19 protein-coding genes are annotated in these 19,760 nt (G+C 57.2%); 12 read left to right on the forward strand and 7 right to left on the reverse strand.

Annotated elements, in window-relative coordinates:
- Window positions 1-2: 2 nt before the first annotated feature.
- Both phnE (K6L24_RS08455) and phnE (K6L24_RS08460) read left to right on the forward strand, forming a co-directional pair.
- The gene (gene phnE / locus K6L24_RS08455) at window positions 3-872 is read left to right on the forward strand and encodes a phosphonate ABC transporter, permease protein PhnE (protein ID WP_062742657.1); all 870 of its coding nucleotides are present in this window, start codon (window positions 3-5) and stop codon (window positions 870-872) included.
- Window positions 869-1,762, forward strand: coding sequence for a phosphonate ABC transporter, permease protein PhnE (gene phnE / locus K6L24_RS08460; RefSeq protein WP_062742656.1), 894 nt, complete (start codon window positions 869-871; stop codon window positions 1,760-1,762). Before phnE (K6L24_RS08455) ends, phnE (K6L24_RS08460) begins: the two co-directional genes overlap by 4 nt.
- A 40-nt stretch (window positions 1,763-1,802) precedes the next feature.
- Here the strand turns inward: phnE (K6L24_RS08460) and K6L24_RS08465 are convergent, their stop codons facing one another.
- From K6L24_RS08465 to K6L24_RS08475, 3 genes are all read right to left on the reverse strand, one after another.
- Window positions 1,803-2,441: a TetR/AcrR family transcriptional regulator gene (locus tag K6L24_RS08465; protein ID WP_118663848.1), complete on the reverse strand. Its 639-nt coding sequence runs from the start codon at window positions 2,439-2,441 to the stop codon at window positions 1,803-1,805.
- 127 nt (window positions 2,442-2,568) lie between these two features.
- Window positions 2,569-3,333: a hypothetical protein gene (locus K6L24_RS08470; RefSeq protein WP_118663849.1), complete on the reverse strand. Its 765-nt coding sequence runs from the start codon at window positions 3,331-3,333 to the stop codon at window positions 2,569-2,571.
- 75 nt (window positions 3,334-3,408) lie between these two features.
- Window positions 3,409-4,236 carry an AraC family transcriptional regulator gene (locus K6L24_RS08475; RefSeq protein ID WP_222682179.1) on the reverse strand — a complete coding sequence of 276 codons (828 nt, stop codon included), beginning with the start codon at window positions 4,234-4,236 and terminating at the stop codon, window positions 3,409-3,411.
- 245 nt (window positions 4,237-4,481) lie between these two features.
- Between K6L24_RS08475 and melA the strand changes: the two genes are divergently transcribed.
- The 7 genes from melA (at window position 4,482) to yajD (ending at window position 12,786) form a co-directional block, all read left to right on the forward strand.
- On the forward strand, window positions 4,482-5,786 hold the full coding sequence (gene melA, locus K6L24_RS08480) for an alpha-glucosidase/alpha-galactosidase (RefSeq protein ID WP_187510168.1): 1,305 nt from the start codon (window positions 4,482-4,484) through the stop codon (window positions 5,784-5,786).
- A 65-nt stretch (window positions 5,787-5,851) separates the two neighbouring features.
- Window positions 5,852-7,306, forward strand: coding sequence for a melibiose:sodium transporter MelB (gene melB / locus K6L24_RS08485; protein WP_062742651.1), 1,455 nt, complete (start codon window positions 5,852-5,854; stop codon window positions 7,304-7,306).
- Between the two features lie 300 nt (window positions 7,307-7,606).
- On the forward strand, window positions 7,607-9,130 hold the full coding sequence (locus K6L24_RS08490; RefSeq protein WP_191927424.1) for an ABC transporter substrate-binding protein: 1,524 nt from the start codon (window positions 7,607-7,609) through the stop codon (window positions 9,128-9,130).
- A complete protein-coding gene (locus K6L24_RS08495) occupies window positions 9,127-10,062 on the forward strand; it encodes an ABC transporter permease (protein ID WP_062742649.1) in 936 nt (311 codons plus the stop codon). The genes K6L24_RS08490 and K6L24_RS08495 overlap by 4 nt, the downstream gene beginning before the upstream one ends.
- Window positions 10,062-10,862 (forward strand): ABC transporter permease, encoded by an 801-nt coding sequence (locus tag K6L24_RS08500; protein WP_062743078.1) that lies wholly within the window; start codon window positions 10,062-10,064, stop codon window positions 10,860-10,862. The genes K6L24_RS08495 and K6L24_RS08500 overlap by 1 nt, the downstream gene beginning before the upstream one ends.
- Window positions 10,859-12,289: an ABC transporter ATP-binding protein gene (locus K6L24_RS08505; protein ID WP_222682180.1), complete on the forward strand. Its 1,431-nt coding sequence runs from the start codon at window positions 10,859-10,861 to the stop codon at window positions 12,287-12,289. The genes K6L24_RS08500 and K6L24_RS08505 overlap by 4 nt, the downstream gene beginning before the upstream one ends.
- A 149-nt stretch (window positions 12,290-12,438) precedes the next feature.
- Complete coding sequence (gene yajD / locus K6L24_RS08510) at window positions 12,439-12,786, forward strand: HNH nuclease YajD (protein ID WP_062742647.1); 348 nt, start codon at window positions 12,439-12,441, stop codon at window positions 12,784-12,786.
- A 64-nt stretch (window positions 12,787-12,850) separates the two neighbouring features.
- Here yajD and K6L24_RS08515 read toward each other — a convergent pair whose 3' ends face one another.
- The gene (locus K6L24_RS08515; protein ID WP_187510171.1) at window positions 12,851-13,336 is read right to left on the reverse strand and encodes a GNAT family N-acetyltransferase; all 486 of its coding nucleotides are present in this window, start codon (window positions 13,334-13,336) and stop codon (window positions 12,851-12,853) included.
- A 249-nt stretch (window positions 13,337-13,585) separates the two neighbouring features.
- Here K6L24_RS08515 and K6L24_RS08520 point away from each other — a divergent pair, with 249 nt between their 5' ends.
- Complete coding sequence (locus tag K6L24_RS08520) at window positions 13,586-14,005, forward strand: ASCH domain-containing protein (RefSeq protein WP_118663854.1); 420 nt, start codon at window positions 13,586-13,588, stop codon at window positions 14,003-14,005.
- Between the two features lie 551 nt (window positions 14,006-14,556).
- Here the strand turns inward: K6L24_RS08520 and K6L24_RS08525 are convergent.
- Window positions 14,557-14,766, reverse strand: a complete 210-nt coding sequence (locus tag K6L24_RS08525; protein ID WP_118665718.1) for a DUF6434 domain-containing protein — start codon at window positions 14,764-14,766, stop codon at window positions 14,557-14,559.
- A gap of 323 nt (window positions 14,767-15,089) precedes the next feature.
- On the opposite strand from K6L24_RS08525, the gene K6L24_RS08530 reads away from it, so the two are divergent.
- Window positions 15,090-16,067, forward strand: coding sequence for a DUF1852 domain-containing protein (locus tag K6L24_RS08530; protein WP_062742643.1), 978 nt, complete (start codon window positions 15,090-15,092; stop codon window positions 16,065-16,067).
- A gap of 27 nt (window positions 16,068-16,094) precedes the next feature.
- Entirely contained in the window at window positions 16,095-17,126 is a 1,032-nt protein-coding gene (locus K6L24_RS08535; RefSeq protein WP_222682181.1) for a methionine synthase, read from the forward strand.
- 151 nt (window positions 17,127-17,277) lie between these two features.
- Here the strand turns inward: K6L24_RS08535 and K6L24_RS08540 are convergent, their stop codons facing one another.
- Window positions 17,278-18,399, reverse strand: coding sequence for an ABC transporter substrate-binding protein (locus tag K6L24_RS08540; RefSeq protein WP_062743076.1), 1,122 nt, complete (start codon window positions 18,397-18,399; stop codon window positions 17,278-17,280).
- A 117-nt stretch (window positions 18,400-18,516) separates the two neighbouring features.
- The gene (locus K6L24_RS08545; protein WP_118663856.1) at window positions 18,517-19,731 is read right to left on the reverse strand and encodes an FAD-dependent oxidoreductase; all 1,215 of its coding nucleotides are present in this window, start codon (window positions 19,729-19,731) and stop codon (window positions 18,517-18,519) included.
- Window positions 19,732-19,760 lie beyond the last annotated feature (29 nt).

Consider the following 19,760-nt stretch of genomic DNA (forward strand, 5'->3'; position numbering starts at 1 on the left):
GCATGACACATCCCGATTTTGAACGCTATTACCAGCAGGTTCGCGGCAGGCAAAAGCGCGATACGCTGCTGTGGTCACTGACGCTGCTGGTGCTGTATCTCGCCTCCGGCCATCTGGCTGAATTTAATCTGCACACCATCTGGGTGTCGCTGCCGAACTTCTTTGATTATCTGGCTGAAACCGTGCCGGTGCTGCACGTTTCCCAGCTGTTTGCCGACAGTCATACGGAAGGTTCATTTGCCTACTGGGGCTACCGCCTGCATATCCAGCTGCCGCTGATCTGGGAAACGCTGCAGCTGGCGCTGGCCGCCACGCTGGTGTCGGTGATGATTGCCGGCGTGCTGGCCTTTTTTGCTGCCAGCAACACGCAAACGCCGCGGGGCGTCAGTTTCGCCATACGCACCGCCGTGGCTTTTCTGCGCACCATGCCGGAGCTGGCGTGGGCGGTGATGTTTGTGATGGCGTTTGGCATTGGGGTCATCCCCGGTTTCCTGGCGCTGGCGCTGCACACCGTAGGCAGCCTGACCAAGCTGTTTTATGAAGCTATTGAAAGCGCCTCCGACAGGCCGGTGCGCGGGCTGGCATCGTGCGGGGCGTCGTCGCTCCAGCGTATGCGCTTTGCCCTGTGGCCGCAGGTGAAGCCGGTCTTTCTCTCGTATGGTTTTATGCGCTTCGAGGTGAATTTCCGTCAGTCGACCATTCTCGGGCTGGTGGGGGCCGGGGGCATCGGCCAGGAACTGATGACCAACATTAAACTCGACCGCTATGACCAGGTCAGCATGACGCTGATCCTGATTATCCTGGTGGTCTCGCTGCTGGATATGGTTTCCGGCCGGGTGCGTCGACGTGTGGTGGAAGGGAACCGGCTATGATGGGATTGATCGGCAGTGAAAAACTGGCAGGAATGAAACAGCAGCATCAGGCGCTGTTTGCCATTCAGCGGGCTTACCTGCGCCGCACCGGGCTGATTGCCGGGGCGATTGTGCTTTATTACGTGTTTTTCTTTACCCAGTTCGGTATCAGCTGGCAGCAGCTGACGATTGGCCTGGGCCAGCTGGCACACTATTTTATGCGCATGTTTGTCTGGCATGACGTGGCGAACTGGCCGTTTGCGTACTATTTCAGCCAGATTTTTATCACCATTGCGATTGTCTTCGCCGGGACACTCACCGCGACGCTGCTGGCACTGCCGCTCTCGTTCCTGGCGGCGCGTAACGTGATGTCATCACCGCTGCTGCGGCCTGTCGCGCTGGTGGTGCGCCGTCTGCTGGATATCCTGCGCGGCATTGATATGGCGATCTGGGGACTGATTTTCGTCCGTGCGGTCGGCATGGGGCCGCTGGCCGGGGTACTGGCGATTATCATGCAGGACATCGGGCTGCTGGGTAAGCTCTATGCCGAAAGTCACGAGGCGGTGGAGCGTTCACCGGGTCGCGGGCTGAATGCGGTGGGGGCGAACAGCCTGCAAAAACACCGCTACGGTATTTTCACCCAGTCCTTCCCCAGTTTCCTTGCCCTCAGCCTGTATCAGATTGAATCGAACACGCGTTCGGCTGCGGTTCTGGGCTTCGTGGGGGCGGGCGGCATCGGGCTGGTCTATGCTGAAAATATGCGGCTGTGGAACTGGGATGTGGTGATGTTCATCACCCTGATCATGGTGGTGATTGTGATGATGATGGATTATATTTCCGCGAAGCTGCGTAAGCGCTATATCAGCGGGCAGCCGGTGCCGCTGTTTGGCCAGCAAACGAATCCGCCGTAAGCCCGCCCGGTGGCCAAGGCGGGCCCGTCAACGCCATACGTTAACCGGTGGCGCGCAGATAGCGCAGGGTGGCATCAACCACCAGCTTCCGGTTACGCGCCAGGCTCTGCTGCCCGGTTTCACTGCCACCGAACAGCGCATTGAAGGTGTAGTGATTGGCGACGTTATGAAAGCTGATACTGCTGATCAGGCGATGGACGTCGACGGTGGTGATGGCGGCATCAAACTCCCCGCTCTGCTTCCCTCTGATCAGCACGGCATCCAGCACCTCCAGCGCACTTTGGTTGAGCGCTTTAATCGTCTCTGACTGACTGATATAGCGCCCGCGCATCAGGTTTTCACTACAGATCAGCCGCATAAAGTCAGGATGAGTAACGTGATAGTCGAAGCTGGCCTCAGCCAGCCGCGCGATGGCCAGGGTCGGAGACATATCGGCCAGATTCAGTCCGCTCTCATGCTGGCGGATCTCGCGATACACCAGGTGCAGAACCTCGATATACAGCTGTTCTTTATTACTGAAGTGGTAGACCACCATACGTTTAGTGGTCTGTGCCTCTTCAGCGATTTGTTCCATGCGCGCACCCTGCAGGCCGAACGCGGCAAAAGTGGTCAGGGCGCTGGCGAGGATGCGTTTCTTTAATCCTTCCGGATCGTTCTTACGTCTGGCGGGGGCTGGCATAGTGACTGAATACCCGTAATGCTGAGTGAAAACCGTCGCCAGAGTAGCGCCTGAAGCGCAGATTTACAAACAGCGCCGGGCAAAAAAACGCGCCTGTCACTGGCGCGAAAAGGCTTAAAACAGAGGGTTACAGGGTGGCAAACCAGGGATGGGTGCGGTCGGTTACGCTGGCGTGGTGCTGCTTTATGCGTGCTGCCAGCTGGGCTTCTGTTGGCAGCGCCCGGCCGCGCAGTACCGCTTCTGCGGTGGCACCGAAAGTGATAATACCCTGCGTCGCGATGTCAGCGGCTGCCACGTAGCCTACCAGCCCGGTCTGTTCAGCACCGTGTTCTTCCGCCTTCTGGCGACAGCGGATCAGTAACCCTTCCAGCGCCCGGTAAAGTTCACGCGCCTCGCCCAGTACCGGGATTTTCCCACTTGAATCATGCAAAACCTGCTCCAGGCGTTGAAAGACGATGGCGTGATCACCGGTGCTGAACAGGGTTTCTAAGGTCTGCTGCCAGTGTTGCCAGGTACGAACGAACAGGGCGTTCTGCACCAGCACCAGGCTGGCATGCTGCCAGTGAAAATGCTCACTGAGCTGGTTGACGCGCTGCTGGAGCGTACAAAACTCGGCTTCTCCGGACAGGTGGTCAGGGATCACCGGCGTGAGTTCTGCAATAAACCGCGCGATTTCACTGGCGGTTTCAGGGCTTGTCAGCGGCATAATTTTGCGCTGTTGCAGGAGCTTAAGCAGGCTGAGGTCATAAAACGCCGCACTCACACGTTCTCCGGCCAGTAACGCGCGATTAACGGTATGAATCGCCTCCGCAGACGCTGCGCGGGAGCGTTGTTCGAGCAGGGCGGCATGCAGCTGGCCGTAGGCAGGGGATGGGCTGAGTTCAGTATTCATCGTGCGCCTCACGGTAAAGAGGGTCAGGCCAGAGCCTGGCAGTGCCAGAGAGTATGGCAGAATCTCAGCCACTCATCAGGTCATTCGGGCCTTCTCACGCCGCCACTGGGTGGGGGAGCAGTGAAAATGCTGTTGAAAGACTTTGGCAAACTGCATCTGGCTGGTGTAACCCAATGAGTAAGCGATAATTTTTACCGGAAGGCTGTGATCGGACAGTAGGGATGTCGCCACGTCCATACGCAGCAGGAGCAGATACTGTTTTGGTCCGTAGCCAAACTGCTGCTGAAACAGCCGGCTGAGATAGCTGCGGTCAATGTTGCAGTATTCCGCGACCTCGCCAATGCTGACGCTGCGGTGGTAGTGGCGTTCCATAAACTGGACGGCATTATCCAGATGCTTGTTGCCGCTGCCCGCTTCTTCCTTCTGCTCGTGATGGACGTTGGCGATTAAGGCATCGAGGAACAGGCAGGTCAGCCCGGCAATTCTCAGCGAATGCACCGGGTCCTGTGCCACCAGCTGTTGCAGGCACTGCGCGGCGTCGTTAGCAGAAAGCGTATCTTTTGGCCGCCAGATCGGCATATCACGACGTAAACCGCATTTTTCCAGGCTTCTTATGGCAATCAGCCCGTCCAGTTCCAGCCACATATATTCCCAGGGCTGCTGCTTATCCGCCTTATAGGTGGTGATCTCGTGTGGATGGATAAGGAAGGCTTCCCCCTGGCGCACCGGCCAGCGCCGGTCACCCGCGAACAGTGTTCCGCCACCGCTTATCACATAATGAATAAGATAATGCTGGCGTACCGCCGGGCCATAGCTGTGCTGACTGGCACAGACCTCGTGACCATACTGATAAATGTTCAGTCCGAACTGGGCGATGTCGTGGGGGGGAATATCTTTCTGCATCACTTTTTCCTGTTTTTTATCAGATTATTACAGCATTTATTTTCTTTTAGTCTCAGCGCGGCAACATCATTTTGTGATATTGAACGGCAATCAGGACGGCCAGCGGCAGTATTTAGCGAGCCAGATCACAGTTCGATTCCGGCGTCATTTTTCACCATATCAATGTCAAAAAATGACATAGGCAGCAGGCCGCCGGCTGCCTAGAGTGAGGGCAACTTCACTTCACTGGTTAAAAGGGCACAACGATGAAAATTACCTTTCTTGGGGCGGGCAGTACGGTATTTGCGAAAAACGTGCTGGGAGATATTCTGGCCACGCCGGCATTACAGCAGGTTGATATTGCCCTGTATGACATCGATGCCGAACGGCTAAACGACTCGTGGCTGATGCTGAATAACCTCAACGCGAATCTGTGTCAGGGCAAAGCGAAAATTGAAAAGTTTGCCGGCGTTGAGCAGCGCCGCCGTGCGCTGGCGGGGGCCAGCTATGTGATTAATGCCGTTCAGGTCGGCGGTTACGATCCCTGCACCATCACCGATTTTGAGATTGCTAAAAAATATGGCCTGCGCCAGACCATCGCCGACACCCTCGGTATTGGGGGCATCTTCCGTGCGCTGCGCACCATCCCGGTGATGATGGACTTTGCCCGTGATATGGAAGCGGTCTGCCCGGACGCGTGGCTGCTGAACTACACCAACCCGATGGCCTCACTGACCGGCGCCATGCTGCAACATACCGGTATAAAAACCGTCGGCCTGTGTCACAGCGTGCAGGTGTGTGCCGAAACGCTGCTGAAGTCCGTGGATATGCCGACGGACGGAGTGAAGTGGCAGATTGCCGGGATTAACCATATGGCGTGGCTGCTGAATATCACCCGCAATGGGGAAGATATCTACCCGGAGATCAAACGTCGCGCGCTGGCGCTGACCGATAAGCATGACGATATGGTACGGCATGAAATCATGCGCGTGTTTGGCTATTACGTCACCGAGTCCTCAGAGCACAATGCGGAATATATGCCGTACTGGATCAAGCGCAACTACCCTGAGCTGATCGAGCGATTTAATATTCCGCTGGATGAGTATCCGCGCCGCTGTATCGAACAGATTGATCGCTGGCACCAGCAGCGTGACAAGCTGACGCAGAACGAGAACCTGACCCACACCCGCAGCCATGAATATGCTTCGTGGATGATTGAAGCGATGGAGACCGACGTTCCCTACAAAATTGGCGGTAACGTGCTGAATCACGGGCTGATCACCAACCTGCCGACCGAAGCCTGTGTGGAAGTGCCGTGCCTAGTGGACGGGCAGGGCGTGACGCCGTGCTTCGTGGGCGACCTGCCGCCGCAGCTGGCCGCGCTGAACCGCACCAATATCAATACTCAGCTGCTGACCATTGAGGCGGCCGTCACCGGCAGAAAGGATCATATCTATCACGCAGCGCTGCTTGATCCACATACCTCCGCTGAACTGTCGATTGATGACACGGTGAAACTCTGTGATGAGCTGATCGCCGCCCACGGCGACTGGCTCCCGGCTTACCGCTAACGCTCTCTGGCGCAGGGCACCTTTGTGGGGGCCCTGCATGATGACACTGGCAGGGACAGACAACGATGACAGTTTCAGTAAAAACAAAAATCAGCTACGGGCTGGGCGCATTCGGTAAGGATTTTGCCATCGGCATTATCTATATGTATCTGATGTACTACTACACCGACGTGGTGGGTGTATCGGTGAGCATGGTGGCTTCGCTGTTCCTGGTCGCCCGTATTCTGGATGCTTTTTTTGACCCGGTCATGGGCTGGATTGTCGAGCGTACCCAGACGCGCTGGGGCAAGTTTAAGCCCTGGATCCTGATCGGTACGCTGACGAACTCGGTGGTGCTGGTGTCGGTATTCTGTGCCCATCACTTTGAGGGCGGCGCGCTGATTGCCTGGATCTGGGCCACTTATCTGCTGTGGGGCTTTACCTATACCCTGATGGATGTGCCGTTCTGGTCGCTGGTGCCCTGCATTACCCTTGACAAGCGCGAACGTGAAGCGCTGATCCCGTGGCCGCGTTTCTTTGCCAGCCTGGCCGGCTATACCACCGGCGTCATCGGTCTGCCGCTGGTTAACTACCTGGGGGACGGCAATAAAGGGCAGGGATTTATGCTGTTCTCGCTGATCCTCGTGGTGTTCTTCATCCTGTCGGCCCTCATTACCCTGCGCAATATTGAAGAGAAATATTCCTCGTCTGCCGTGCCGAATGCGCCAGAGCACACCACGATTAAAGCGGTGGTCAGTATGATTTTCCGCAACCGTCCGCTTTTTGCCCTGCTGCTGATGGCCCTGGCGTGGAACCTTGCGCACAACGTCATTACGGCGTTTGCCATCTATTACTTCACCTATGTGGTGGGCCGGGCGGAGCTGTTCCCCTGGTACATGATGTACGCCGGGATTGCCAACCTGATTGCCATTCTCTGCTTCCCGAAACTGGTTGCACGCTTCTCCCGCCGGGCGATCTGGATCAGCGCGTCGGTGCTACCGGTGATGAGCTGCCTGCTGCTGCTGGCGGTGGGGATGTACGCACCGCAGAGCGCCACGCTGATCTCCCTGTCCGGGATCCTGGTGAATATTGGCGGCGCGTTCTTCTGGGTAATGCTGGTCATTATGGTCGCGGACACCGTCGACTACGGGGATTATGCGCTGGGCGTGCGCATCGAAAGTATCGCCTTCTCGGTGCAGACGATGGTGGTCAAAGCCGGCGCGGCCTTTGCCGGGCTGCTGATCGGCGTCATGCTGGGGGTGGTGGGCTATGTGCCGGGCGTGCAGCAGTCGGCCAGCACTATCGTGGGAATGCAGGGGATCATGATCGGCGTACCGCTGCTGTTCTTTGTCCTGACGCTGTGGATCTATCTGCGCCACTACAAGCTGGATGGCGAAATCCTGCATGAGATGCAGCGGGCCTTACAGCATAAATACGGCGAAGGTGAGGGGGTGATGACGGCGCAGGTCAGGCCGCTGGAGAGTGACGCTGAGGGCAGATATGCATCTGAGACGTTGAATCCGGGTCACCTCAAACCGTAGTGGACGTGTTTGAGGTAAGCCGGACGTCACGCGGGAGGTCGTCGCGTGCCGAGGCCCGCAGGGAGGCGGGCTTTGCCGATCCGGCGTGCTTAACTGGCCTCAGACCTGAAGCCAGACTGTCAGCGACAAAAAAGACTGACACACCCAGGCGGTATCCCAATGCACACAGAATCCCCGTTAAATACGGGGAACTGTAACCATCGATTGCCAATTGTAATGTTATAAAGTAACAGTTATCATCCGCAGCGCGGGCTTCAGCCTGCGCTGTTCCGTTTCTCTGGATAAAGGATTGATAATCTGATGCACACTTTTTTACGCTCGCCGCTGCTGGCCCTGATGCTGGCAGCCATAGCCGCCCCGGCCAGCGCAGCCCCTGAGCGGGTTGCCGCGCTGGTGGCCCCCTTCGAAATCAAAGGGACTGACCCGACGCTCTCCGGCGATATCTTTCTGAAAATGTCGATTGTTGAAACCCTCGTCAGTGCTGATACCGCCGGGCAACCGCTGCCGGGTCTGGCGACAAGCTGGACAGTGTCTGACGACGGCCTGCTGTGGCGCTTTACGCTACGTCCTGACGTAAAGTTCCATGATGGCAGCGCGCTGACGGCAGAGAGCGTCGTCCATGCGCTGGACGTTTCGCGCAGCAAGCCTGGCCTGCTGGATAAAGCCCCGATTACCGCCATTCGTGCCGAAGAGGGAAAAGTGGTTATTGCCCTCAGCCAGCCGTTTACCCCATTGCTGAGTATGCTGGCGGAAAACCGCGCCCAGATCCTCGCCCCGGCTGCTTACGATGCGAAAAATAAAGTGGTACAGATTGTCGGCAGCGGCCCGTATCGCCTGACCTCACTGCAGGCACCGCAGAAACTGACGGTCACCCGTTTTCACGACTACTGGGGCAAAGCGCCCGCTATTGAGCAGGCCAGCTATATGGCCGTAGGACGTGCGGAAACGCGGGCGCTGCTTGCGGAAAGCGGCAATGCCGATATGGTGCTGAACCTCGATCCTGCCAGCCGCAGCCGCCTGAAAAATAACCGCAACGTGCAGCTGCTGGCCGTCTCCATTCCGCGCAGCGTGCTGCTGAAGGTCAATGCGGGCCATCCGCTGCTGAATGACGTGCGCGTTCGTCAGGCGCTGAGTATGGCGCTGGATCGTGAAGGTATCGCCCGGGCGATCCTGCGTTACCCGGCGGCGGCCAGCCAGCTGTTTCCCCCGTCGGTGGCACAGTGGCATAACACCAGCCTGAAACCACTCACGAGTCAGCCACAGCAGGCGAAGGCGCTGCTGGCAGAACTGGGCTGGACGCCGGGAGCCGGTGGCACGCTGCAGCGTAACGGCAAGCCGTTTTCCCTGACGCTGACCACCTATCCCGATCGCCCGGAGCTGCCGCTGATTGCCGCAGCCATCCAGCAGCAGCTGCGTGAGGTGGGCATAGAGGTTGCGATCAACGCCACTAACTCCGGGGAAATTGCGGCTAAACATCATGACGGCACGCTGGAACTGGCCCTGGTGGCCCGTAACTTCGCGCTGACCCCGGATCCGCTGGGGACGTTGCTGCAGGACTATGCCCCACAGGGCGGGGACTGGGGGGCGATGAACTGGCACAACGCCACTTTTAACCAGACGCTGGCCGATCTGGTACAGGGCCGCGACCCGGCAAAAAGCCAGGCCGAACGCCAGCAGCTGACGCATATTCTGCAAACCGACCTGCCGGTTATTCCGGTGGCCTGGTATCAGCAGACCGCCGCGGTATCCCCACGCCTGAGCGGGGCCACCCTCGATCCGTTCGAACGTACCTTTGGGCTGGAAAAGATGGGGTGGGCTGAATGATACGGATACTGGGCTACCGCCTGCTGCAGGCCGGACTGGTGGCGCTGCTGGTCGGCGGCCTGACGTTTGTCCTGATGCGCTCGCTGCCGGGGGATATGGCTTACCGCATCGCCGCCGGGCGCTACGGCTACGATCGGGTGGATGCTGCCGCCGCCAGTGCGGTTCAGCAGGAGCTGGGGCTGGACCGCCCGGCCTGGCAGGCGCTGGCCGACTGGTTTGTGCAGCTGCTGCACTTCAACCCCGGTAACTCGCTGGTTTCCGGTGCGCCGGTGATGGAAGAGGTGGGTCATCAGCTGGGGCAGACCCTGCTGCTGGCGGCGGTGGCGCTGCTGCTGTCGCTGCTGCTCGGTCCGCCGCTGGGCATCCTCGCCGGACTGTCCCCCGGCGGGCGGCTTGACCGGATGCTGCTGGCCTTGTCCACCACGCTGCGCGCGCTGCCGCACTTTGTGCTTGGTCTGATTCTGGTACTGATTTTCGCCCTCGGCCTGCGCTGGCTGCCTGCGGCCGGGTATGGCGACGTGCAGCACGTGCTGCTGCCGGCGCTGACGCTGGCGCTCGGGCTGGCGGCGGTGTCCAGCCGGGTGGCGCGCAATGCCATGCGCCAGGTCACGGACGCGGCCTGGTATACGTTTGGCCGCACCAAAGGGCTGAATGAACGCACGCTGTTCTGGCGTCACGGACTGCGCAACGTCAGCGTGCCGCTGGTGACCTACCTCAGCGTGCAGTTTATTTACCTGATCGAAGGGGTGATCGTGGTGGAAACCCTGTTTGCCTGGCCGGGCATTGGCCATGCGCTGGTGCACGCCATTTTTGCCCGTGACGTACCGATGATCCAGGGAACAGCCCTGGTGATGGGGCTGATGTTTGTCCTGCTCAATGCCCTGAGTGACGGGCTGTGTTACTGGCTGGATCCGCGAAGGAAGAACGCATGATGATGACGATAGTGCGCCGCAGTTCGCTGGCGCAACGCACCGGTGCGGCGCTGCTGCTGCTGCTGGTGATCTTTGCTTTTGTACTGCCGCTGCTGTGGCCGCAGGATCCGGTGCGCCAGAAGCTGATGCTGGCGCTGCAGTGGCCCAACCTCAGCGCGCCGTTTGGCTATGACCACCTGGGACGTTCGCTGTTTGCCCGCCTGACGGCGGCCATCCGCCTGTCGCTGGGGCTGGCGCTGGTTAGCGTGCTGAGTGCGATGATCCCCGGCATCCTGCTTGGAGTACTCGCCGCCTGGCGGGGAGGCGTGGTTGACCGCGGCGTGTCGCTGCTGGCCGATGCTTTTCTCGCGCTGCCGGGGCTGCTGCTGGTGCTGCTGCTCACCGCGCTGGTGCCGGACTCCGCCGTGATGCTGTATGTCGGTATTTCGCTGCTGCTGTGGGTTGAGTACTTCCGCATCAGCCGCGCCATAGCCCGGCCGGTGCTGAGTTCACCCGCCGTTCAGGCCTCGCGGCTGCTGGGACTCAGTCCGTGGCTGATCTTTCGCCGCCATCTGTGGCCGGAGATGGCCCCGGTGGTGCTGACCGTCGCGGCGTTTGGTGCGGCCAGTGCCGTGATGGCGATCGCCGCGCTCGGCTTTGTCAGCGTTGGCGTACGTCCACCCACCCCGGAGCTGGGGCTGATGATGACCGAACTGCTGCCGTACTACGAAGAGGCGCCTTATGCGCTGTTGCAGCCGGTGGCCGTGGTCTTTTTACTGGTGTTAAGTCTGCTGCTGCTGGCAGGGAGGGAGAAATCATGATCCTGATGGATATTGACCAGGCGACGGTGACCGGCGGCGACCTGCCGGTGCAGCCGATCTCCTTCACCCTACGGGCCGGACAGCCATTTACGCTGCTGGGAGAGACCGGGTCCGGTAAAAGCCTGCTGGCTCAGGCGGTGATCGGCACGCTGCCGCCGGGGCTGGAAGCCGGGGGCACCCTGCACTTTGCTGGCAGGGCGCACCCGCTGGCCAGCCGCCCGGCACGCGCACTCTGGGGCCATACCCTGGGGATCCTGCCGCAGGAACCCTGGCTGGCGCTGGATCCGACTATGCGTGCGGGGGAACAGGTGGCAGAGAGCTACCGTTTTCTGCGCGGCATGAAGAAGGGACCGGCGCGGGAAGCGGCGCGGGACGATCTGGCGGCGCTGGGCGTGGCCGGAGCGGCAGATCGCCTGCCACAGGCGCTGTCCGGCGGGATGGCCCAGCGCGTGGCCTTTGCCGCTGCACGTGCGGGGGGAGCGAACATTATCGTCGCCGATGAGCCAACTAAAGGGCTGGACGTGGCGCGGCGCGATGAGGTGATCGCGCTGCTGTTACAGGAAGTGCAGGCGGGCGGCGGGCTGCTGACCATTACTCATGATATTGAACTGGCGCGGCAGATTGGCGGCGAGGTGGCGGTGATGCTGCGCGGCGAGATTATCGAGCGGGGGAGTGCAGAGCAGGTACTGACGCAACCGCAGCATCCTTACACCCGGGCGCTGCTGGCGGCCGATCCGTCCCGCTGGCCCGCTCACCGGCGGGCGGTGCCCAAGCGGGAGGTGGTGCTGGAAGCCCATAATCTGAGCCTGCATCGCGGCGGACGTCAGCTGTTCAGCAATCAGTCACTGCGTATCCATGCGGGTGAGGTTATCGGTATTACCGGACCCAGCGGCTGCGGCAAGAGCAGCTTTGGCGATATCCTGCTCGGCCTGCTTTCCGCCGACAGCGGGACGGTGGTGCGCGACCGCCAGATAGCGGCAGTGCGCTATCAGAAGATTTTTCAGGATCCGCCTTCTTCCTTTGCTCCGCGCGTGACGCTACGTCAGGCGCTGGGCGACGTGGTGAAACGGCATCAGCTGAATGGCGACCGCATTGCGCCGCTGATGGCGCGTCTGAAGCTGCGGCCACTGCTGCTCGATCGCCATCCCGGTGAGATCTCCGGCGGTGAGCTGCAGCGTTTTGCCCTGCTGCGCGTGCTGTTGCTGGATCCGGTGTTCCTGTTTGCCGATGAGCCGACGTCACGCCTCGATCTGCTGACCCAGCAGCAAACCATTGAACTGCTGGTGGAAGTGGCCGCGGGGCAAAACTGTGCGCTGCTGGTGGTCAGCCATGATGAGGCGCTGATTGACCACATCAGCCACCGGCGTATTCGCTTTGGTGAGGAGCATGCCCATTCCATGCTGAATCAGGAGGCCGCGATCGTATAATATCAGGCAGACACCCCCCACCGCGGGTGCGGGGGGGGGCTGTCACCCCGAAGTTAAAACCGGGTTCTCTTTCATTTTTCCTTCCGTTCATTGTGGGCTATATTGGCAGCCAATCGACAATTATCCCTCTGTGACAGGTAACACCGGCAATGGCTCTGATCCCCAAAAACTACGCGCGGCTGGAAAGCGGCTACCGTGAAAAAGCCCTGAAAATTTATCCGTGGGTCTGCGGACGCTGCGCCCGCGAATTTGTTTATTCCAACCTGCGTGAATTGACGGTTCACCATATCGATCACGATCATACCAATAACCCGGAAGACGGCAGCAACTGGGAGCTGCTGTGCCTGTACTGCCACGATCACGAACACTCCAAGTACACGGAAGCTGACCAGTACGGCACCCGCGTGGTGGCGGGAGAGGACGCGCAGAACGACGTGGCAGCGGCAACCTACAATCCTTTTGCTGACTTACAGTCGCTGCTGAATAAGAAGAAATAGGCTGTCGGTGGAACCGGACCGTGGCAAACGCGACGGGCCGGTTCTTTCAGGCCGGGACAGAGTTTTACAGCGCCCGGGCCAGAATCTCGCCAGGCAGACCGTCGAACTCCCTGAACTCCTGCGACGTGAAATGGTGATTGATGAGTATTTTTCTTGAGGCCAGATTCGCAGGATCGATGATGGCTATCAGGTGGGTTAACGCTGTAGCGTGGTGCGCCCGATCCATCAGCCACGCGGCAACCTGGCTGGCAATGCCTTTGCCCCAGTAATCCGGTAGCAGCATATACCCCAGCTCCGCGGTCCCGGGCGGGTCAGCAAGCGGCAACAGTTTACCCAGTCCGATGAAGTGGCCATCCTGCGCATCTGAAATCCTGAAATGCCCCAGCTCTGCGGATTCCGCATTGTCTTTTAACAGCTGGTCATAATCGCGGCGGGCTTCATCATGGGGGACAGCACGCTCGGTGATCATCGCCATCACCTGTGCATTGCTGACCAGCTTAAAATAGTCAGCAAAGTCCTGTTGACTGAATTTTTCTAAGACAATATTCAACGTTAGCCTCTTGTTTTTACAAAGCGTGAACGACAGGTAAAAGAGTATATCGGGTGAGCAGCGGTGTTTGAAGTCAACCAGGAAAGGGACTGGATAATTGCGCAGCGGCGGTAAACCCAGGGTTTACGCTATGAGCGGGGAGCGGAAGTTCGCAGTGGCGCCAGACAGATATAGATTTGGCTTAAATAGTTCATAGTAATCGGAAAGAGGTTACTTCCTACAAAAAAATGAAATTAACCAAGGCTGACAATGACAAAGCTCGATGAATTAAAAAGCATTTATCCTGGTGCACTTGCATGGCATTTTGGCGACAGCCCTGAACTTGCTGACGAACTCGTTCAACTGGTTTTGAGTGGGATTAAAACAGCAACATGCTGTTCGGCAGCTTCTTTTCAGCGTGAATATGAACGAGGCGAAGCTCCCAGCGTTGGAAGTTACAATATCATTCTGGACGGAACCGGACAGCCTGTTTGCGTGATCCAGACTATCAGGATGCAGGTCATTCGCTTCTGTGAAATGACGAGCGAGCTGGCCAGCAAAGAAGGTGAAGGTGATTTAAGTCTGGAGTATTGGAAGGAAGGGCACAAACGTTATTTTGAACGTGAAGGCACTTATTCTGAGGAAATGGAACTTGTCTTTGAGGAATTTGAGCTTACCGATATTTTGTAAAGGTCCGCAGTGAGCGAATAGCGGACTTCTAAACAAAGCCTGTAGAGCTGCTGTCCTGAAGCGTTTTGGTCATGTGCTTTGCCATTCTGCCAGGTTGGCCGTGATAAATAACCTCTGCATCAGGCACGGCGATGTTTACCCCACAGGAGAAGGTTACAGTGGTGAGTATGAAAAAAAGGATGGTCATCGTGGGGGCCTGAGAAGCAGGTTCAGAGGCGCAGAAGTGGCTTCTGTCACCCAATACTCAACAGGTGAGTGCCCTGTTCTGCAGGATGGGGACCCCGTTCCTGGCTTTACTGATGAGAGCGAGAGCGTCTACGTCGCAGTTATGCACCCAGCTGTTACATGCGCCGCTGCAATCGGCAGGCGGGTTTCTGAAGAATTACGCAGCGGTAAGAACGATGAGATCCCGGAGAGCTACCGTCTCTCTCACTTCACCGTCAGCGGCACCTCACAAACGTTGGCAGAATTCTCAAAATGACAGGTGCCGGAACATCCGCTGATACATACGTCAAAGCGGTACCTGGCTATATCTGCACCCATAATGACTTTCATGCCGGATGTCTGCGCTTCCACTCGGCGACAACCTCCGCCAGGGTTTTGGGAGTATCATTTCGTATCCAGGCCATAAAGTCGCGGTCGAAGCGAAAGCGTTCACCGCACTGTGCGATCATAAAGCGGCGGACGTTTTGCGTATTTTTATAGCCGGCATCCACCAGGGTTTCAGGGGTGAGCGCGGCGCTGTGCCAGTCAGTTTTCATGTTTGCCTGTTCCTGATAACGCGTCATCGTTATGACGTCACCGGCCCTGATCTCTTCCGCGTCCAGCAGAGGCCCCGCTCAGTCAGCGCTTCAGCCATGATGCCAGAACCGCTCCTGCCCATCGATCATGAAGATGACTCATGCAGCGGTGAAATTAAATCACTTTTACTCATTCAGCTACTCTGTCATAAATAAGCCATGCAATAAGCTCTGGCCAGTATGAAGATGACTGAATAAGAAAACCAGAAAAATTAAAGTAAAAAACACTGAAAAAGCAAGAAATACCTTCAGGTTTTTATATCAGAAATCAGGACAAGCTAACGATGAATAATCAATTAAAATTTACGATTAAAAGCCTTACTTTTGACGAAAATTATAATCCCTCTGAAAATACGCGCATTACGACCAACTTTGCTAATTTGGCCAGAGGGGAGAAGCGTCAGGATAATCTGCGCAATGCGCTGAAAATGATCGACGACCGTTTTAATACACTCGCCTGTCAGGATAATCCACAGGGCGATCGTTATTCCGTTGAACTGGAAATTATTTCTGTAGCCATGGATGTTGAAGGGAAAGGTATTCCCTTTCCGGTGATCGAAATACTGAAAAACCATATTGTGGACCATAAAACGGGCGAGCGTATTGAGGGTATCACCGGCAATAATTTCTCCTCTTACGTGCGTGATTATGATTTTAGCGTCGTTCTGTTAGAGCATAACAGGAACAGCACTAAATTCAGTACGCCCGACAATTTCGGTGACCTGCACGGTAACTTATTTAAAAGCTTCGTCAATTCGGAAACCTATAAAAGCCATTTTTCTAAAGCACCGGTGATCTGCCTGAGTGTGTCGAGTAAAAATACTTATCACCGGACTGACTATCGCCATCCGGTACTGGGTGTGGAATATCAGCAAAATGCCCTGTCAATGACTGACCATTACTTCAATAAAATGGGTCTGCAGGCGCGTTATTTTATGCCGTCAGGTAGCGTTGCGCCGCTGGCCTTTTATTTTACCGGCGATTTGACCGGCGACTACACGGATCTGGAGCTGATCGGCACCATCAGCACGATGGAAACGTTCCAGAAGATCTACCGCCCGGAAATTTATAATGCGAATGCGGTGGCCGGGCAGGAATATCAGCCTGACCTGAATCAACAGGATTATGCATTAACGAAAATTGTTTACGATCGCGAAGAACGCAGCCAGCTGGCTATTGAGCAGGGTAAATATACTGAAGAACATTTTATCAAACCTTACCGTGCGCTTCTTGAGCAATGGTCTGCCCATTACGTTCTTTGATTAACCAAAAAATTAAGGTCACCTGTTATGAAAATTTTGTTACCGACATCGACGTCAGGCAGTCTGCCGAAACCCTCCTGGCTTGCACAGCCTGAGACACTCTGGTCACCCTGGAAACTGGAAGGGGACGAGTTGATCGACGGTAAATATGACGCGCTGCGCCTGTGCCTGGAAGATCAGCGTCAGGCGGGTATCGATATCGTCAGTGAAGGCGAACAGACGCGCCAGCATTTTGTGACCACCTTTATTGAGCACCTCAGCGGCGTAGATTTTGCGAAACGTGAAATCGTCAAAATTCGTAATCGCTATGATGCGAGCGTGCCGACCGTGGTCGGTGCCGTCAGCCGCCAGAAGCCGGTGTTCGTGGAAGACGCGAAATTTTTACGCCAGCAAACCAGCAAACCGATCAAGTGGGCACTGCCTGGCCCGATGACCATGATCGACACGCTGTACGACAGCCACTACAAAAGCCGTGAAAAACTGGCCTGGGAATTCGCTAAAATTCTCAATCAGGAAGCCAGAGAATTAGAGGCGGCCGGTGTCGATATTATTCAGTTTGATGAGCCGGCGTTTAATGTGTTCTTTGACGAGGTGAATGACTGGGGTATTGCTGCCCTGGAACGGGCCATTGAAGGGCTTAAGTGTGAAACGGCGGTGCATATCTGCTACGGCTATGGCATCAAAGCCAATACCGACTGGAAAAAAACGCTGGGGTCAGAATGGCGGCAATATGAAGAAATTTTCCCTAAGCTGCAGACGTCTAACATCGATATCGTTTCTCTGGAGTGCCAGAACTCTCGCGTGCCGATGGATCTGATTGAACTGATCCGCGGTAAAAAAGTGATGGTCGGGGCGATTGATGTGGCAACCAATACCATTGAGACCCCGGAGGAAGTCGCGGAGACGCTGCGTAAGGCCCTGCAGTTTGTTGATGCCGACAAGCTTTATCCTTCGACCAACTGCGGAATGACCCCGTTATCCCGTCAGGTTGCCAGAGGTAAGTTGCAGGCGTTAAGCGCCGGCGCAGAGATCGTGCGCCGGGAACTGACGGCGAAATAACGCCATCAGATCGTCGCCATTCTGCATAACGATGTTGTCGCGCAGACGGTCAGCCGCCTCGCAGAGGAGGCACGCGGCTCACTTGGTTATGCAGCAGGGAAAGACCAATCGCGCTGATATTCAGCGCGATTGGTCAGCGATCTGGAAAAGATTATTGCGGGTGATATTCGATATTAATCGGTTCATCCGGCAGCTGGGTGAACGTGCGGATAATATGATGATAGTCCGCGGTAGGGTTGGTCTGGCTGAACTGCTGCGGGTAGAAGTCCTTCGCCAGCATCTCAATGCCAATAATGTTATACGGATGGTTATAGAAGTGGTGGTAAACCGCGGCGACTCTGCCCGCTTTCACCGCCGGGATATCTTTCACACCGGTACGATCGCGCAGATGGTCGAAGCTGGCTTTGATCTCGCTGATATCAGTATTGTAACCCAGAGGGATCACCGGGCTGGCTTTACCGCCGCGCTTCGAGCCGCTCATCACATAGTAGTCCGGGTTCAGGCTGATCACTTTCTCCACTGCGATGGTGCCGCTGGTGCCCGGCAGCAGGTCAGAACCTATATTTTTTGCCCCCGTCGCTTCAATTAACGCGCCCCAGCCGTTATGGCCGTGGGTGAAGCAGCAGGCCCCGCCGCCGCCGATGCCGGCAATCGGCTCAACAAACACCCGCGGTTTTGGCGACACGTCTTTGACCGCAGCCTGAACGGCATTGAGCTTCTGCGTGTAATAATCCGTGTAGGCCTTCGCGCGCGCTTCCTGATCCAGCACCGTGCCCAGCAGAGTGACGCTGGCCGCAGTATTCTTAACCGGGTGCAGTTCATCATCAACAAACAGCACCGGGATCTTCAGCGCACTGAGCTGATCCAGGACGCCGGTCTGTTGCAGGGCGGGTTTGGCGCGCAGCTGGGCGATCATCAGGTCAGGCTTTCTGGCGATGACGGTTTCAAGGTTCACTTCCCCCTGGTCAGAAAAGCCCATGTCGAGGATCTTGTCTGCCTCGGGCCAGCGTTTTTTCAGCATCTCCCAGCTGCCGGTATCCTGCTTTTTCAGCAGGTTATTCCAGGCAACCACCCGCTTAAACGGGTCTTCACGGTCTAGCAATGCCAGGTTCAGAATGTCGCGGCCATCCTGCAGGATCACCCGCTGCGGTGGGTGCTGTATCACCAGCTTCTGCCCGTCCATATCAGTGACGGTCACAGGATAGGTGGTGGCAAATGCCAGGCATGGCATCGCGGCGAGCAGCAGCGCGGGTAAGGTTTTCAACGGGCTCATGGTATCGGTATTCCTGCCAGAAAAGAGATGATAATTATTATCATTTTTATTCATCGGTTGTTAAACGAAAGCTAAACAACCTCTGAACGATAAATGCTGTTGTTGCAAGAGACTGTTTCAGGACCGTGCCCTGAAACGACGCGGCTTCTCGCGGCGAAAGCCCAGACCGATAATCCAGCCAAAGACATACGGCAGAAACGGGAAACGTTTAATGATGCGCGGCAGCGGGCTGCTTTCCCCCTCTTTACGCTTTTTGCCACTCATCTTTATCTGGATAAACTGCGTGGCGCGGGTAGGGAACTGACGCCGCTGCTGCACTTTTTTTAGCAGACGCAGGGGAACGCTGCCGCTGCGCAGGGCGGGCGTGAGAATATTGGCTGCGGCCACCGCATCCTGGATGGCGAGGTTCACCCCGACACCGCCGATAGGCGACATGGCGTGAGCCGCATCCCCGATGCAGAGCACCCCGGGTTTCATCCACGCATCCAGCCGGTCGATACGAATATCCAGCAGTTTGACCGGCTGCCAGTCCGTCAGCTCCGCCATGCGTTCAACCGGGAACGGGGCGACGGCAGCAACCTGCTGTTTAAACGCCTCAATCCCGTTCTCCTTTATCGGTTCGTAATCCCCTTTGGTGATGGAGTAACCGCACTGCCAGTAGCTGCCGCGATCGAGCATGATAAAGTTCTGCTTCGGTCCTTTATGACCGGTGTTCCATTCCGGGTCATCATCACGCTTGTTGAGTGGGAACCACAGCACATCCCGTGGCGAACCGAACGATTGCCCGGTCAGTCCGGCCTGCTGTCGGACCCTGGAGTGCCGCCCGTCGCAGCCCACCACCAGCGCTGCGCGGATCTCGCTGCTGCCGCTGGCATGGGTGGCACGCACGCCGGCGACGCGGTCAGCGTCATGCAGCAGTTCGCTGAAGGCCGTGGCGGGATAGAACGAAAACGTCGGCAGGGCGGCGGCTTTTTCTTTCAGAAAGTTGAGGAAATCCCACTGCGGCATAAACGCCATAAAGCGGCATTTGACCGGCAGGCGGGAAAAATCCGCCAGCGTCACCTCTTCACCGCCAATCTCTGCCTCCAGGCGCGGCGCACGCTGGTGCGGTAGCTGCAGCAGTTCGTCGAGCAGGCCAAGGTGGTGCATGATTTGCAGCGTGGAGGGATGGATGGTGTCGCCGCGGAAGTCGCGCAGAAAGTCGTCGTGTTTTTCAATCACCACCACCTGCACACCGGCGCGGGCCAGCAGGTAGCCGAGCATCAGTCCGGCCGGGCCGCCGCCTGCGATGCAGCAGTCGGTGGTAAGGCGTTCAGGAGGGAAGGGGGACATAGTGACTCCGGGGAGGTGGGTGTGGCTTT

Origin of the sequence: Erwinia persicina (assembly GCF_019844095.1) — a bacterium.
Classification (GTDB): Bacteria; Pseudomonadota; Gammaproteobacteria; order Enterobacterales; family Enterobacteriaceae; genus Erwinia; species Erwinia persicina.

Bases quoted from the DNA above. Each gene is read 5' to 3' on its own strand.
- phnE (WP_062742656.1), top strand. From the start codon at position 869: ATGATGGGATTGATCGGCAGTGAAAAACTGGCAGGAATGAAACAGCAG.
- K6L24_RS08490 (WP_191927424.1), top strand. From the start codon at position 7,607: ATGCACACTTTTTTACGCTCGCCGCTGCTGGCCCTGATGCTGGCAGCC.
- K6L24_RS08470 (WP_118663849.1), bottom strand. From the start codon at position 3,333: ATGAATACTGAACTCAGCCCATCCCCTGCCTACGGCCAGCTGCATGCC.
- K6L24_RS08545 (WP_118663856.1), bottom strand. From the start codon at position 19,731: ATGTCCCCCTTCCCTCCTGAACGCCTTACCACCGACTGCTGCATCGCA.
- yajD (WP_062742647.1), top strand. From the start codon at position 12,439: ATGGCTCTGATCCCCAAAAACTACGCGCGGCTGGAAAGCGGCTACCGT.
- K6L24_RS08530 (WP_062742643.1), top strand. From the start codon at position 15,090: ATGAATAATCAATTAAAATTTACGATTAAAAGCCTTACTTTTGACGAA.
- K6L24_RS08525 (WP_118665718.1), bottom strand. From the start codon at position 14,766: ATGAAAACTGACTGGCACAGCGCCGCGCTCACCCCTGAAACCCTGGTG.
- K6L24_RS08475 (WP_222682179.1), bottom strand. From the start codon at position 4,236: ATGCAGAAAGATATTCCCCCCCACGACATCGCCCAGTTCGGACTGAAC.
- K6L24_RS08520 (WP_118663854.1), top strand. From the start codon at position 13,586: ATGACAAAGCTCGATGAATTAAAAAGCATTTATCCTGGTGCACTTGCA.
- K6L24_RS08465 (WP_118663848.1), bottom strand. From the start codon at position 2,441: ATGCCAGCCCCCGCCAGACGTAAGAACGATCCGGAAGGATTAAAGAAA.
- K6L24_RS08500 (WP_062743078.1), top strand. From the start codon at position 10,062: ATGATGACGATAGTGCGCCGCAGTTCGCTGGCGCAACGCACCGGTGCG.
- melA (WP_187510168.1), top strand. From the start codon at position 4,482: ATGAAAATTACCTTTCTTGGGGCGGGCAGTACGGTATTTGCGAAAAAC.
- K6L24_RS08535 (WP_222682181.1), top strand. From the start codon at position 16,095: ATGAAAATTTTGTTACCGACATCGACGTCAGGCAGTCTGCCGAAACCC.
- K6L24_RS08505 (WP_222682180.1), top strand. From the start codon at position 10,859: ATGATCCTGATGGATATTGACCAGGCGACGGTGACCGGCGGCGACCTG.
- K6L24_RS08495 (WP_062742649.1), top strand. From the start codon at position 9,127: ATGATACGGATACTGGGCTACCGCCTGCTGCAGGCCGGACTGGTGGCG.
- K6L24_RS08540 (WP_062743076.1), bottom strand. From the start codon at position 18,399: ATGAGCCCGTTGAAAACCTTACCCGCGCTGCTGCTCGCCGCGATGCCA.
- melB (WP_062742651.1), top strand. From the start codon at position 5,852: ATGACAGTTTCAGTAAAAACAAAAATCAGCTACGGGCTGGGCGCATTC.
- phnE (WP_062742657.1), top strand. From the start codon at position 3: ATGACACATCCCGATTTTGAACGCTATTACCAGCAGGTTCGCGGCAGG.